This is a genomic window from Cysteiniphilum sp. 19S12-1, from assembly GCF_052030685.1.
GTDB lineage: Bacteria > Pseudomonadota > Gammaproteobacteria > Francisellales > Francisellaceae > Caedibacter.
The window spans coordinates 21016-37029 of the sequence record NZ_JBQAJM010000008.1 but is presented as its reverse complement, the minus strand read 5'-3'; the positions used below and the strand labels follow the sequence as shown (position 1 = coordinate 37029).

General features: G+C 40.7%; 12 protein-coding genes and 1 riboswitch. Of the genes, 4 read left to right on the top strand and 8 right to left on the bottom strand.

What is annotated here, in order from left to right; all coding sequences use genetic code 11:
- Positions 1-331 precede the first annotated feature (331 nt).
- Together ACTS4L_RS04005 and ACTS4L_RS04000 are read left to right on the top strand one after the other, a co-directional pair.
- A complete protein-coding gene (locus ACTS4L_RS04005; protein ID WP_440616659.1) occupies positions 332-1777 on the top strand; it encodes an amino acid permease in 1446 nt (481 codons plus the stop codon).
- A gap of 268 nt (positions 1778-2045) precedes the next feature.
- A complete protein-coding gene (locus ACTS4L_RS04000) occupies positions 2046-3242 on the top strand; it encodes an FAD binding domain-containing protein (RefSeq protein WP_440616661.1) in 1197 nt (398 codons plus the stop codon).
- 13 nt (positions 3243-3255) lie between these two features.
- On the opposite strand, the gene ACTS4L_RS03995 is transcribed toward ACTS4L_RS04000, so the two are convergent.
- The 7 genes from ACTS4L_RS03995 to ACTS4L_RS03965 form a co-directional block, all read right to left on the bottom strand.
- Positions 3256-4395, bottom strand: a complete 1140-nt coding sequence (locus ACTS4L_RS03995) for a M14 family zinc carboxypeptidase (RefSeq protein WP_440616662.1) — start codon at positions 4393-4395, stop codon at positions 3256-3258.
- Positions 4392-5618 (bottom strand): PLP-dependent decarboxylase, encoded by a 1227-nt coding sequence (locus tag ACTS4L_RS03990; protein ID WP_440616663.1) that lies wholly within the window; start codon positions 5616-5618, stop codon positions 4392-4394. Before ACTS4L_RS03990 ends, ACTS4L_RS03995 begins: the two co-directional genes overlap by 4 nt.
- On the bottom strand, positions 5618-6367 hold the full coding sequence (locus tag ACTS4L_RS03985; RefSeq protein ID WP_440616698.1) for a 2,3,4,5-tetrahydropyridine-2,6-dicarboxylate N-succinyltransferase: 750 nt from the start codon (positions 6365-6367) through the stop codon (positions 5618-5620). The genes ACTS4L_RS03990 and ACTS4L_RS03985 overlap by 1 nt, the downstream gene beginning before the upstream one ends.
- A gap of 31 nt (positions 6368-6398) precedes the next feature.
- The gene (gene dapA, locus ACTS4L_RS03980; protein ID WP_440616664.1) at positions 6399-7295 is read right to left on the bottom strand and encodes a 4-hydroxy-tetrahydrodipicolinate synthase; all 897 of its coding nucleotides are present in this window, start codon (positions 7293-7295) and stop codon (positions 6399-6401) included.
- Entirely contained in the window at positions 7286-7960 is a 675-nt protein-coding gene (locus tag ACTS4L_RS03975) for a dihydrodipicolinate reductase C-terminal domain-containing protein (protein ID WP_440616666.1), read from the bottom strand. The genes dapA and ACTS4L_RS03975 overlap by 10 nt, the downstream gene beginning before the upstream one ends.
- Positions 7957-9351 carry a lysine-sensitive aspartokinase 3 gene (gene lysC, locus ACTS4L_RS03970; protein WP_440616667.1) on the bottom strand — a complete coding sequence of 465 codons (1395 nt, stop codon included), beginning with the start codon at positions 9349-9351 and terminating at the stop codon, positions 7957-7959. The genes ACTS4L_RS03975 and lysC overlap by 4 nt, the downstream gene beginning before the upstream one ends.
- A 74-nt stretch (positions 9352-9425) precedes the next feature.
- Positions 9426-9602: riboswitch (Lysine riboswitch) on the bottom strand.
- Positions 9603-9690: 88 nt separating this feature from the next.
- The gene (locus tag ACTS4L_RS03965; protein ID WP_440616669.1) at positions 9691-10566 is read right to left on the bottom strand and encodes a glycosyltransferase family 2 protein; all 876 of its coding nucleotides are present in this window, start codon (positions 10564-10566) and stop codon (positions 9691-9693) included.
- Positions 10567-10625: 59 nt separating this feature from the next.
- Here ACTS4L_RS03965 and trpC point away from each other — a divergent pair, with 59 nt between their 5' ends.
- Entirely contained in the window at positions 10626-11384 is a 759-nt protein-coding gene (trpC, locus tag ACTS4L_RS03960) for an indole-3-glycerol phosphate synthase TrpC (protein WP_440616671.1), read from the top strand.
- Positions 11368-11574, top strand: coding sequence for a hypothetical protein (locus ACTS4L_RS03955; protein ID WP_440616673.1), 207 nt, complete (start codon positions 11368-11370; stop codon positions 11572-11574). Before trpC ends, ACTS4L_RS03955 begins: the two co-directional genes overlap by 17 nt.
- Positions 11575-11688: 114 nt before the next feature.
- Here ACTS4L_RS03955 and rpoC read toward each other — a convergent pair whose 3' ends face one another.
- Positions 11689-15963, bottom strand: coding sequence for a DNA-directed RNA polymerase subunit beta' (rpoC, locus tag ACTS4L_RS03950; protein ID WP_440616700.1), 4275 nt, complete (start codon positions 15961-15963; stop codon positions 11689-11691).
- Positions 15964-16014 lie beyond the last annotated feature (51 nt).

Here is a 16014-nt window from a genome sequence, read left to right as displayed (position 1 = left end):
GAAAAAGATTAATTTAACCGCTTCACATGTATGGTTGCTATACATGTTTTATCCTTATGGCGAAACTAAATAATTAAATAATGGGGCAAATACCATGAGTAAAGATTTGGGTTTTATTTTTATGACGCAGGTTTGGAATCTGTAGATTCACTGGTATATTACACACAAAGGAATTAATAATGTTTAAGCATGAAACAAACATCAATACACAATCAAAGACACCCTTTTTTCTTCACCAAAAATATCACAGTTTGCGTATCTGAACACATTTTGCAACGCGATAAAACCAATAGATAATTATTTTGAACATTTGAGAAGAAAAGATAGAAGTATGTCACATAGATTACAACGAAACTTAAAAGCTCGCCACTTAATCATGATCGCCTTAGGTGGTTCGATTGGCACAGGTCTATTTTTAGCCAGCGGTAGCGCCATTTACGAAGCAGGTCCAGGAGGTGCGATGCTCGCCTATGCCATCATCTCACTGATGGTTTATTTTCTCATGTGTAGCCTTGGTGAGATGGCAGCACATTCTCCCACCACAGGCACATTTTGTGAATATTCTAGCCGTTATGTCAGTGCTGATTTTGGCTTTGCCATGGGTTGGAACTATTGGTTTAACTGGGCAATCACCATTGCCGCTGAGATTATTGCTGCGGCTTTAATTATGCAATACTGGTTTCCTTATGTGCCAACGATCTATTGGAGTGTTTTATTTTTTGTACTTATTTTTGGTTTAAATCTATTAGCCGTTAAAGTCTATGGTGAAACCGAGTATTGGCTGTCTTTTATCAAAGTTGCTTTTGTCATTATTTTCATTGTTGTCGGCATGCTAACGATTATTGGTGTCACCGGCGTTGGTGGACCTGTTGGTTTTGAGAATTGGCATATTGGTGATGCACCTTTTCATAATGGTCTCATTGGCTTTATGGCGGTGTTTTTGATCGCCGGATTCTCTTTTCAAGGTACGGAACTCGTTGGCGTTGCCGCAGGAGAAGCTGATAACCCGAGAAAATCTATCCCTCAAGCCATTAAACGAACCTTTTGGCGTTTGGTTATTTTTTATATTCTCGCCATTGGTATTATTAGCTTCTTGATTCCTTATACTAGCGACATCCTTATTAACACAAACTCTGATATTGCCATTAGCCCCTTTACCATTGTTTTTAAAAATGCGGGACTCACGTATGCAGCAACAATCATGAATGCGGTGATCTTGATTGCGATCTTATCTGCTTGCAATGCTAGCATGTTTTCGGCAACACGCATTATGTGGCATCTAGCCAATACCAAACAAGCGCCTAAGGTATTTGGTAAAATCAATCGTCAGGGCATTCCTATTAATGCACTTTTAATCACAGCTCTTGTTGGCTGCTTATTTTTCCTGACTTCGTTCTTAGATAATGGCAGCGTGTTTATCTGGCTTGTTAACATCTCATCATTAGCAGGATTTGTCGCTTGGTTTGGTATTGCTTTAAGTCATTATCGATTTCGTCGCGCTTACCAAAAACAAGGCATGAATCTGCAAGGTTTACCCTATCGCGCCAAGTGGTTCCCAGTCGCACCCATTTTTGCGATGCTGTTAATTGCAGTTATCATTCTAGGACAAGAATTTAGTGATATTATTTCAGGCAATATTACCTGGCAGAAATTCTTAGCAACCTATATCGGATTTATTCTATTTTTAGCATTACTTATCGGTTATAAATTGATTAAACGCAGCAAACTGATTGCCTTGGAAAAATGTGATATCTCTGCTAAGCATTCAGACGATTAACAATTTGTTGTAAATAATTGGACATCTTACGCCAATCTGCAATTTCCCAGTTTTTACTATTCTCTGGATCGGGTAAATAGGTGTAATGAATCGCGTAATAATTAAGTTTACCTTTTAATTCATCTTTAACCCTCTTAAGTTTCCCGCGAGGATATTAGCATAAATTGTCATGTTATGTATTTTTTTGTAGCAAAGCTTGTGCTTCTATCAATACCTTATTTTGTTTAGAATACCTCTGTGATATTAACTGGAAAAATTGTAGGAAACCATGCAAAAGATAGCTATTATTGGCGGATCAATCGCAGGCAATGCCATGGGATTGGTGTTGTCACGCTTAGGTTTTGACGTCACCATTTATGAACGCTCAAGTGCACAACTTGATGATCGCGGCGTTGGGATATGTATTCCAAAAGATCTACGCAATCTACTAGTGCAAAATGACATGTTTGATACTGATGCCAAATATATTGAAATCATTGATCGACAGTTTATCGTCAGCGACGCAAAGCGTAATGCCGATGTCTTCTGGCAACAACCTGTGAATGTCATGGCGCACAATTGGTCAGAAATTTATACGCAATTATATAAGCGCCTACCAAAAGCTATTTATCAAAAAGATGCAAGTGTGGCGCATATTAAGCAAGATCAAAACAAAGTCATGCTGTCACTCACTGATGGGCAAACTGTAGAGGCAGATTGGCTATTTTGTTGTGATGGCGTTAACTCTCTTGGTCGCACGACACTTTTCCCTCAATCAAAGCTTAACGAGGCACCTTATATTGCTTGGCGTGGCGTGATTGCAAAAGAACACGTTAGCGAGCCATTACTATTTGATCGACTCAATTATTTTTGCTACGAATATGGACATGTCGTGACTTACTACATCCCCAAACAAGATGGTCGTGTTGATTTGAACTGGGTGCTATATCAGAGGCTAGACCAAACACATAAAAATAAACTGTTAAACACGAATAACCCCAATGAAGTCACAAGCTTAGCCGCACGCGAGCTTCAGGCAATTCACTTTGAAGAGCTAAAGAAATTAGCCAACATGATGCCTGAAGTTTTTGCCAATGTGATACTTGATACGCCAAAACCTTTTATTCAAAATATCTTTGACACACAAGTGCCTTCACTTAAAAAGGAGCGTATTTGCCTCTCTGGAGATGCCGCATTTATCTCACGACCACATACTGCAAGTGGTGCGACCAAAGCCTTGCAAAGTGCACTTATTTTATTTAAACAATTACAAGAAAATCAGCATGATTTAGATCGCGCCACACAACAGTGGGCAAAAATACAATATGATAATGAGCGTAAACTATATGAGCTTGGCAAGATTTTCGGTCATGCGCTTGTCACCGACACCCCCGACTGGCATTTAATGAATCAAGAGAAAATGGATCAATGGTGGATTGATATTATGCAAAACCAAATATGGTATGCTTATGAGGCGCAGAAATAATCAAAGGTTAGCTCTATGGCTTATCAACAACCACATTCAGCAAGTGGCTACCTTTTTGCAATGCCCCTTTGCTGTGGACACTTATCACAAGCCCGGCAAATGGGTAACTAATCTCAACCTCCTTGGCATGCACCATTTGCAAACATCGACCTATTACTTGATCTTTACTAAAGGTATCGCCTGGTGCGACAAACCATTCATATAAGCCACCAGATTGCGCATAGACTGCTTGAAAAGAACCCTCATCGTAAAAGGCGATATCTTTAGCGCAAGCTTCTTTGTATGCTTTATCTGCAGTTATTATTTGATGTGCTGCAAGATAGTTTAATATCCGCCCACATTGAATCTGCGCTTTTTTATGATTAATCAACTCTTCTGAACCCAATTCAAGGGTGAAACTATCTACTAATACAGGCTCATTTCTACCTAATTGAGTAAATGCCTTTTGCACACTCCACCAAGGATAAAACCCTGCTTCATCTAATGAACCATTACATTTGTTCTCAATCAATAACACATGCTCAAACCCCAAAGACTCAGCACTATTTTTGGCATACTGCGGGCTATATAGGTAATCAACAGCCAATGAATCCGTATGCAAATCCAAAATAATATCCGCCTGTAATGCCTCTAGTTGCATGGTGTAGTTTAAACGTCGCGCACGTGACAACCCAAAATCATTATTAAGTGCTACTGTTATTTGCGCACCAATCTCACTTCGCAGTGCTTGTGCATATTCTGCTTGAGCGCTTTTAAGGTGTTCTTTGGCAAATGATTTATAATCTATCTCAGGCTTAAAATAATAGCGATTCCAGTTGTCACCATTGATTGAATCAAAACGCCCCTGATGTCCAGCGCCAATAAGCATGTCACGCCCAAAAGGATTGCACTGCGGAATAATCGTAATATCACCTTGTGGTTGCTCTTCATTAAAATGCTTAAGTAAATTCAATATCACGGCATTACCTTGAATTTCCGAGGCATGCATACTCGCCTGAATATAGACTTTCTTAGCATTTTGATCTTGACCTTTAATCCTATATTTCGTGACGGTAATTGCTTCTCCTGACGCATTTTGCCCCACTTCAATCAACGATTTTGTGATATAACTTTTCATTTCTTTTATTTCTTTTACCTCTTTCATCTCTTTCATTTGAGCCAAACGCCTGCAGATTCAGCTTTTCTTAATATCTTAATTTGCTTTTTTTTCCCTTTTTCCCCTTTTTGATATGTCACCTCCGCTGGCAGCGTATGACACAAAAAAAATGGCATACTCTCAGTAAAGCCATAAGCACCGGTAGAGTGAAAGATAATATGATCTTGTGCCTTGGTATCATTTGGTAATTGCACTTCCCCTAAATAATCCAAACTAGTACATAACGCACCATGCAAATGTATCTTAGATAGATGAGTATAACTTTCTCTTAAAAGACTCACAGGAAATGCTTGTGATGTCAATGTCGGACGCATCAAATGCTGGCTGCCACCTGCTAATATCAACATGTCACGCTCATAAACTGTTTTGCGATCCACTACTTCAGTAACATAAACACCACACTTAGCAACGGCATAGCGCCCAAGCTCAAGCCAAATCTCTGTTTGTGGGTAATGGCTTTTAACTTTGAGAATCAATGTGTTAATTTCAGATAAGCTTAGCTCTTGTCCTTCATGTTGATAATCAATACCTAAACCACCACCTAAATCTAATACACGCAAACCAATGCCCATGGTCTCTGCTAATTCATGTAATGTATCAGCAATCGTAAACCAGATCCTCTCAAGTTTGTCTATACAAAGGATATTACCCCATTGAAAACAATGAAAACCTAAGATATTAAGATAAGGGCAATCAAAATCATTACTCTTCGAATAAGCGATCCAATCATTGAGGGATAAACCAAATGGCGTCACGCACTCACCACCTAAGACATTTTTTTCACCCTCTTGCCATTGCAACTGCACACGCAAGAGCACTTCAACATGAATTTGTTTTTCATAAGCAATGCTTTGCACATCCTGCAATTGCTGCGTACTTTCAATGACAAATTTATTAACACCCTGATCAACAAAATAACACAACTGCTCATATGACTTAGCGGGTCCAGTATGCAAGATACGCGCAGAGTCAACACCTTGCTTGAGCACCTGATCTAACTCACCAATACTGGCAACATCAAAGCGCATACCCCCATCATCTAAAGTGCTAATAATCGCAGATAAAGGATTGGCTTTAAGCGCATACCAAAGGGTTACTGGTAATGTTTGTAAAGTTTTTATATGGGCTTGCAAATAATCCAGATCATAGAAAAAAAAGGGGGCATTAATTTCTTTGGTTAAATCAACTAATGCTTGATGGTGGTATGAAGTATCAACCATTAACGCAAGGCCTCCTCCAAACTAAGTGCATGATCACTTTTATCATCACGATATTTAACAATAATGGGGCATGCTGCTTGCAAACCTTGCGCTTTTGCCCAACCTTGTGTCAATGGTCTTGTGCCCGGTATGACAACAGCGCCCTCTGGAATGGCTTCACCTTTATCCAAAATACGTTCATTAACGCAATCATAAACACTAACCCCTCGTGACAGCACTACCGATGGCGCAATCACCGCGCGTCTTTTAACAACAATTCCTTCAACAATAACAGCGCCCGCGCCAACAAACACATGATCTTCAACAACCACTGGATTCATGCCAATAGGTTCAAGGACCCCTCCAATCTGCACACCTGCTGACAAATGCACATGTTTACCAATCTGCGCACAAGAACCTACTAATGCATGGCTATCGATCATCGTACCCTCATCAACATATGCACCGGTATTTACATATGCCGGAGGCATAATGATCACCGATGGCGCGATATAAGCACCGGTTCTTACAGCTGATCCGCCTGGCACCATGCGTACACCATCGGCAACGGTAAAACGTCTTGGCACTAAGTTATGCTTATCGACAAAGCCTTGGTAGCTTTCAGTAAAATCCGTATTTTGACCCGCTTTAAATGCTGCTAGAATAGCCTCTTTAACTGCAATATTCGCTTGCCATTGACCATCTTGTTGGCGCTGTGCTGAACGCAGTTTACCTGTTTGTAAATCTTGTAGGGTTTTCTCCCAGCTCATCATTTATATTCCTTATTTTAATTTATTCAATTTAACTGACACAGATAGGCTCATAATAACTTTGAATCTCGGCATCGACTTGTTGCAAACGCTCAATACTTGTTAGCTCTTGAGCAATCAACGGCAAGCGTAAAGCATCACTATCAATGACACCAATATGCGCAAGCCATGCTTTTGCTGGGATTGGATTTGCCACACTAAAGCATGCAGCAGTAGCATCTTGCCATAAACGGCTTAAGACTTCATCCGCTTCAAAACGCAAAGCAGTTTCAACATAGTCTTTGGCTTCTTTTGGCCATAAATTGGAAACCACTGACACCAAGCCCTTACAACCGACTTTGGCAAGTTCTGGCATCATCGCATCTTCGCCACTGTATACATTAACGTGAGGCGCTATTTGCACATAACACTTAAAGCGCGAGATATCACCTGAAGCTTCTTTCAATGCCCATAAATTCGGATGGTCTTTAAGTGTTGTAAACGCATCAAAACAAAGATTCACGCCCGTTCTTGACGGCACGTTATATAACATACATGGCTTTTTTGCTTTGTCTAATAATGCACTAAACCAAGCAATTTGCCCCTGAGTGCCAGGCTTGGCATAAATCGGTGTCACCATCAAAAAACCATCAATAGCTTGAGCATTACAAAACTCAATCCATTTTAGCTGCTCGGCTAATTGATAACCGCCCACGCCGACAAGTAAAGGAACTTTAAGCCCTAAGCCTGAGGCAAATTTCACTACTTGGCACTGCTCTTCATAACTTAATGCTAAAGCCTCACCCGTGCTACCTAAGATCAACACACCACAATCAGCTTGTTCTTGTTTGCGTAGCAGTCGCTCAAAACTAACCAAATCAATCTCACCATTTTCAAACATGGGTGTGACGACTGCTGTATATGTATTATTATTGATATTTATTGCCATGACACACCTCTTACTAATTCATCAAACTGATAGAAACCCGCATTTAACTTATTCTCACATATGAAGCGCGCGCTCCACACAGCACCCTCAGCAAAAAGCTTACGATCATTCGCCACATGCTTTAATTCAATGGTTTCATAAGGATTTTCCACCCTTAATACATGCTCACCCTTTACGTCTTCTTTGCGAATAGATTCAATAGGACATGCTTTCACATTAAGCCATGATTGCCATGACACAGCAGTACCACTGGGAGCATCAAGCTTTTGTGTGTGATGTGTCTCAGTTAAGTGAAAGTGACTATTTGTCACTAGGTTTTGCAAATTACCCAAGGTATTTAGCATCTCTTTTATCAACACCATCGACAAACTAAAGTTATTCGCTACAACCCAAGTTTGCCCTGATTGTCTGATGCGCTGTATCAATATTTCATCATAACGAAAACCTGTGGTGCCGCAAATGACAGACACCTTGCTTTGCAAAAGCACTGGCAATATTTGCCTTAAGATATCAGCACTAACGAAAACGATTGCCACTGTTGCCTTATTGAGTTTCTCCACGGTGACTAAGTTCTGTGAGTCAAATACATCACTAATCTCATCCTCTTTTAAAAGATCAACTACTGCTTTGCCTGTTTTACCTCGACCGATTATTGCTACTTTCATCGCACGCACTCCTTAGTTGATTCACTAAAGAGATGTCTATAGATATCCATCATCACACCCTTTGCATCTTCTGCTGCTACTAACAGGCAGATATTATGCCCACTTGCGCCGTGGCTGAAAAGGCGAACATTATAACTTTCAAGGGCAGCAAAAAGCTTAGCACTTATCCCTTTGTGCTGATGCAGTCGATTACCCACCACTGCAATGAGGGACAAATTATGCTCAACACTAATCTCAAGATTACCAATGGATTGTAGCTCATCCAATAGCGCTTCGGTTAATAGACTCTCACCTGTAGACTGGCTAGCTATATGATCCAGTGTTAAAGCAATGCTTACTTCACTTGTCGTCACCAAATCCACCGATATATTGTGTTTAGCTAAAACACTGAATACTTTAGCTAAAAAGCCTTGCGCATGAAACATATCAAAGCTTTTTAGCGTCATTAAAAGCTGGTTCTTACGCTCAGCAATCGCGCGAATTTGCGGTGGCTCCTTTAAGCTATTGGTCTTGGCAGTAATCCAAGTGCCTCCCACCTTAGGCGAAAAAGTAGAGCCCACAAATACATCAATATTGCTACTGACTGCCGGCCATAAGGTTGCCGGATGCAACACTTTAGCACCAAAGGTAGCAAGCTCAGCTGCTTCATTAAAGCTTAAACTCTCAATCGCTCGCGCCTCTGGGACAGTGCGTGGGTCAGCTTCATAAATACCCGCAACATCCGTCCAAATTTTCACAGACTTTGCTTGCAAAGCTTGTGCTAAAAGAGCCGCACTGTAGTCACTCCCACCTCGACCTAAGGTCGTTGTTTTACCTTTTTGATCCATACCAATAAAGCCTTCGCATACAAGCACTTGATCAGCAAATAGCAATGGCAACATATGTGCTGTCACTTGCGCTTTAATGTCATCAAGGTTGGGCTTTGCTTGAGAGAAATTACTATCGGTTTTCATCACCACTTGTACATTAAAATACTGTGCATTAATCTTATTCTGCTTAAAGATTGCAGCGACAAGTTGCGCTGAGATCCGCTCACCAAATGATAATATCTCATCCCTTAGCTCTTTGGTATTCAGGCGCACACTCATTTGTGCCAAAAACATAAGATCATCTATTCGCTGCTGTATATCGCTGTGCAAATGAGCACAATCAATCGCTTCAACAATTGGCGATAGTATGTTCTTAATCTCATCAACAATACCTGAAATCTCATGCACAGACTTTATATGATGCGCCAACTTTACCAAGAGATTAGTAACTCCTGATTGTGCACTAACGACAACAACACGCACACTTGGCGAAGATTTGATAATTTCTGCACATTGGCAGATCGCGTTTAGATTAGCGACACTTGTGCCTCCAAACTTCGCGACGACAAAAGGGTTTTGCATAAAGCTTCTCCATTTATCGACACGGGGTTACGGCTTTTGCAAAATTTGACTCATGTGTTTGACAAAAATACAAATACAACCGAAGCGCCCCACGTCTTTGTTGACGTGACAGTCCTGCTGCCTTTCAGCAGCAGACCCAAGTAATTCAGCCATAACACATCATTACTTTCGGCGCCTGCTCTATTGCTATTGATCACTAGGTGTTATGACCTTCACAAAAGCGCTATAGCTTGCGCACCTCTTCTTTTATTTTTAAAACTTTTTAAATTTAATTTTTGCCACGGTAACGCGACTTTTTTACTATAACGTTTGCCTTTTGTAGCTGTCAAAACTTTTATGCTAGATTTTTTTGAAATACTTCCGACTCAAGTCCAGACCAAATAATTTCTCCAGTTTCATTTTAAAACGTTGTCGCTTTTCTTTTTTGGTTAGAACATGATTTGGATTGGCTTTAAAAAGTCCTTCTTCTTTAGCAAAAAAACCATCGATAATATTCGGATGTGTGCCCTTAAACTCCGTTAAGATCTGATGATCGATATCACTGTACTTTGAGTCAAAGCCTTCAGACTTGCCCCAGTGCTTATTCACTTGGCTAATTTTCTTACTCATTGCCGCCTCAGGACGCACCCAACCATAATGATAAATATAGTTATCCAGTAATTTCGCCTTTGGATAACGTGCGATCCGATTGGACTTCTTAGGGTCGAGAACCAGCCAATACAAACCATCTGGCGCATAACTTCTGACACTTGCCTTAATGATTCTTGGTGCGTAACGATACCAAGTCGGTGATGAAAGGTAAGTATTAGTATTGCCATAAAAATGGTAATAATGAAACGCTAACGCTTCGACTTCTTGATCATCTTTATAGCGATGCAACGCCTCTTTAATTGCTTCAAGATCATTCTCATGCACGATCTCATCACCCTCTAGATAAAAAAGCCAATCCCCAGTACAGGCGAATTGGGCAATCATTTTTTGTTGGGCATAGGTATAACCTTTGACCTGCATATGTTCATTCCATACCGTTTCGATAATTTTAATCTTTGGGTGCTCTTTTGCCAGTTGATGCAAGACCTCAGGACTATTGTCTTGCGACTGTCCCAAAGCAATCACAAACTCATCACAAATCGGCAAAATAGACTGAATCGATTGAATATACGGAAAGCATAGCTCTTCGGCATTGCGTAAAAAGGTAAATCCTGATAGATTCATAATACATTTCAATATTTTCATTTTTTAATAGTGTACACATAAAGTAATAAGGACATAACGTGATTTTACAAAAAATTATCGAATCCAAACATCAAGAGCTAAAGCAGTTACCTGATCTAATCCCTCAAGCATTGCTTCCTGCAAAATATGACTTTCTACAAGCCATTAAAACACATCAGCCTGCAATAATTGCTGAGCTTAAATCCAAATCACCCTCTGAAGGCGTGATTGACCCAAACTATAATCCAGTCACTATTGCCAAAGCTTACCAAGCAGGTGGCGCTTGCGCATTATCCATTTTGACTGACAAGCCTTTTTTTGGTGGTGATTTTGAAGATATTCGCAAAGTCCGCGATGTGGTGACTATCCCAATATTATGCAAAGATTTTATTATCGATGAAAAACAAATATATCAAGCACGCCTTAAAGGTGCTGACGCCTGTCTTTTGATCGTGCGCTGCTTAGATAAAGCACGTTTACAAACACTAATTCAATGCATTGAATCACTTAACATGACCGCATTGGTTGAAGTATTTGATGAAAAAGAAACAGAAACGGCCTTAGCCTGTAACGCTAAACTAATCGGTGTTAACAATCGCAATTTAGATACCCTTGAGATGGATACTGATAACATTGTACGCCTACAAAAAATAGTGCCTCAAGATATTACGCTATTGAGCTTATCAGGTGCTAAAACACCTCAAGACCTCCATCATTTTGGCTGTACTTATGATGGCGTTTTAGCAGGGACTGCTTTAATGCGTGCTAATGATAAGGTGGCGTTTTTGCAGGAAGCGATAAATGCAACTACACCATAGATTAATGGCACTACCTTTAGGAAGATCACTAACCATCCATGGCAGCTCCGCATTGGATCCTCACGCCATTCTGGCTCAGGATGACAAGTCAGAGGTTGTCATTGCGAGCATGGATGCCTGGCAATCTATTTTGTCAGGGATGGTAGATTTAAGTTCGTTGCAAAGCCTATATTTACAGGCTACTTCTTAAGGTAGTGCCATTACACCATAGATAGACTTTTTTTGACCAATAAATAAACAAAAAGCCTTGCTAGAATAATTCCAACAAGGCTTTAAATTATATTCGACTTTAGAAAATCAATGACTACTCGTCATAGTCCTCATCGTCATCTTGTCTGTTGTTTTCATCAAGATCTTCGTCACCGCTAACAAATAGATCTTCAAGGTCAACACTATTCTCTTCAGCATCCGCATTCAATGCCGCACTTAGCGCCATTTCAAGCTCATCCATTGATGGGCCTGTTTCTAATGCTTCTTGCTCTTGTAAGTGCTTACGCTTACGCTCTTGGTGATGTGCAAGCCCCGTACCTGATGGAATCAAGCGCCCAATCAATACGTTTTCTTTCAAGCCACGCAGTTGATCTTCTTGTCCACCAACCGATGCTTCCGTTAGAACGCGAGTTGTTTCTTGGAAAGAAGCAGCTGACAGGAACGACTCTGTAGACAATGACGCTTTAGTGATACCCAATAAAATGTGTTCATAGATTGCCTCTAGCTTGCCTTCAGCACGTAGTTTTTCATTCTCTTCCAAGACTTGAACCAACTCAACTGGCTCGCCATCAACAAATTTACTATCGCCTGCCGCTAAGATATTGACCTTGCGTAACATCTGACGAATAACCGTCTCGATATGCTTATCGTTAATACCTACACCTTGTAAGCGATAAACCTCTTGGATTTCATTAATAATATAATCTGCAAGCTCATGCACGCCTTTCAAACGTAAAATTTCATGTGGGTCTAATGGTCCATCAGAAATGATTTCACCCTTAGAAACATGCTCACCTTCAAATACGTTGATATGACGCCATTTAGGAATCATAATTTCAATCGGATCCATATCTTCTGGCGAGATAATCAAGCGACGCTTGCCTTTTGTCTCTTTACCGAAGCTAACAATACCTGAAGCCTCCGCCATAATTGCAGCATCCTTAGGACGGCGCGCCTCAAACAAGTCTGCCACGCGTGGTAGACCCCCAGTAATATCCTTGTTTTTAGAGCCTTCTTGTGGAATACGCGCGATGACATCACCAACTTCGATCTTCGTGCCATTTTCGATATTCAAGATCGCACCCACTGGCATAAAGTAGCTTGCTGGAATATTGGTATTCGGGAAGCATAACTCTTCACCGACTTCATCAATCAAACGCACCAATGGTTTGATGTCTCTATTACCACTTTTTTGCGAGTCAGAGGTAATAACAATACTTGAAAGTCCTGTCATTTCATCTGCTTGGTGCTTCATCGTCACACCATCAATAAAGTCAATGAAGTTTATGTGTCCAGCAACCTCAGCAACTACTGGATGTGTATGCGGGTCCCAGGTCGCGACAACGGCACCAGCTTTGACTTGTGCATTATCATTTACTGGTAATTCAGCACCGTATGGTACTTTGTACTTCTCGCGCTCACGTCCAAACTTATCAATAATACTAATTTCACCTGAACGCGAAACGACTACGTGATTACCTTCGCGGTTTTTAACAGTTTTAATATTATTAAACTTAATACGTCCGCCATTTTTGATCTGAACGTTGTTTTCAGCAGTATCCTGCGATGCCGCACCACCAATATGGAAGGTACGCATCGTTAACTGTGTACCTGGTTCACCAATGGATTGTGCTGCGACAACACCAACTGATTCACCCATATTAACCAAATGTCCGCGTGCAAGATCTCGTCCGTAACATTTAGCACATAAACCACGACGCGTTTCACAGGTGATCGATGAACGAATGATAACTTGGTCAACACCATTTTTTTCAATCAATTCAACGACTTTCTCATCAAGCAATGTACCTGCTTCAACCAAGATCTCATCTTCACCTGGCTTATAGATATCTTCGGCATTGACACGACCCAGTAGACGCTCGCCCAAAGGTACAACAACGTCCCCACCTTCAATCAAGGCAGAAACCGTTACGCCTTTTTGTGTACCACAATCATCTTCAATAATGACCAAGTCTTGTGCCACATCAACAAGACGACGTGTTAAGTAGCCTGAGTTAGCTGTTTTTAATGCCGTATCAGCAAGACCCTTACGTGCACCATGCGTTGAGGTAAAGTATTGTAAAACCGATAGGCCTTCACGGAAGTTTGCCGTAATAGGTGTTTCAATAATCGAGCCATCCGGTTTTGCCATCAAACCACGCATACCTGCAAGCTGTCTGATCTGTGCTGCAGAACCCCGCGCACCTGAATCTGCCATCATGTATACTGAGTTAAATGACTCTTGTTCAATTTCAGTACCCGCTTTATCAGCAACTTTTTCTTTCGAAATCACTTCCATCATGGATTTGGCAACTTTCTCATTGGCGCGTGACCAAATATCAATCACCTTGTTATAACGCTCACCAGCAGTAACTAAACCACTTGCATACTGCTCAGAAATTTCCTTAACTTGACCTTCAGCTTCAGCCAAAATACCTACTTTAGCATCAGGAATAATCATATCGTTGATACCAATTGAAATACCCGATTTTGTTGAATATTTATAACCGGCATACATTAATTGGTCAGCAAAAATCACCGTAGCTTTTGTGCCTAAACGACGATAACATTGGTCAATAATCTTACCCACTGCCTTTTTAGTCAATGGTTGGTTAATCAATGAAAACGGTAATCCTTCCGGTAGAATGCTTGATAATAAAGCACGTCCAACCGTTGTTTCAACAATACCCTTCTCATCAATATATTCGCCAGATTCAAGCAGAACCTTGTGATCCAAACGTACTTTAATCTTTGCATGAATATCAACAACACCGGCATCATAAGCACGCTGAACGTGCAATAGGTCAGCAAATAATTTGCCTTCCCCTTTAGAATTAATCTTTTCACGCGTCACATAATAAAGACCTAAAACAATATCCTGCGTTGGCGCAATTACAGGGGATCCACTTGCTGGAGATAAGATGTTATTGGTTGACATCATCAACACGCGCGCTTCAAGCTGTGCTTCAATCGTCAATGGCACGTGAACTGCCATCTGATCCCCGTCAAAGTCAGCGTTAAATGCCGTACATACCAATGGGTGCAACTGTATCGCTTTACCTTCAATCAAGGTAGGTTCAAATGCTTGAATACCCAATCTATGCAACGTTGGTGCACGGTTAAGAAGCACAGGATGCTCGCGGATCACCTCTTCTAAGATATCCCAAACAACCGCTTCTTCACGCTCAACCATCTTCTTGGCTGCTTTAATCGTTGTCGCATGCTCATAATGTTCAAGCTTTGAGTAAATAAATGGCTTAAATAGCTCTAACGCCATCTTCTTTGGCAAACCGCATTGATGTAAGCGCAATGTAGGACCAACGGTAATGACTGAACGACCAGAATAGTCAACACGCTTACCTAAAAGGTTTTGGCGGAAACGACCTTGCTTACCTTTAATCATATCTGCTAATGATTTTAAGGCACGTTTATTTGAGCCAGTTACCGCACGTCCGCGACGACCGTTGTCTAATAATGCATCAACTGATTCTTGCAACATACGCTTTTCATTACGCACGATAATATCAGGCGCATTAAGCTCTAAAAGACGCTTTAAACGATTGTTACGGTTAATAACACGGCGATATAAATCATTCAAATCAGAGGTTGCAAAACGCCCACCATCCAGAGGTACTAACGGACGCAAATCCGGTGGCAACACCGGCAAAACTGTCATAATCATCCATTCAGGTTTATTACCTGATTCACGGAATGATTCTAATAACTTCAAACGCTTTGTTAATTTCTTAAGCTTCGTTTCTGAATTGGTTGTTGGGATTTCTTCACGAATCGTTTCAATCTCATGATCAAGATCGGTGTCAATCAACAACTTTTGAATTGCTTCAGCACCCATTTGTGCTTCAAATTCATCACCATACTCTTCTAATGCGTCAAGATAGGTTTCTTCATTGAGTAACTGTCCTTTTTCAAAAGGTGTCATCCCAGGATCAGTCACTGCATATGCTTCAAAATATAAAATGCGCTCGATATCGCGTAATGTCATATCTAATAGCAGACCAATACGCGATGGCAGTGATTTCAAATACCAAATATGTGCTACAGGACAAGCCAAATCAATATGTCCCATACGCTCACGACGAACACGCGCTTGTGTGACTTCAACACCACACTTCTCACAAATAATTCCACGATGCTTTAAACGCTTGTATTTACCACACAAACATTCATAGTCCTTAATCGGACCAAAGATTTTGGCACAGAATAAACCATCTCTTTCAGGTTTAAATGTACGATAGTTAATGGTTTCTGGCTTTTTCACTTCACCATATGACCATGAGTGAATCATTTCAGGTGACGCAAGACCGACACGAATACGGTCAAACTCTAAATCTTTACCTTGCTGTTTCATACCGCCTAGTAAGTTTTTCAAGGCTCTACTCCTATTTTTGCAAAGTTTAAA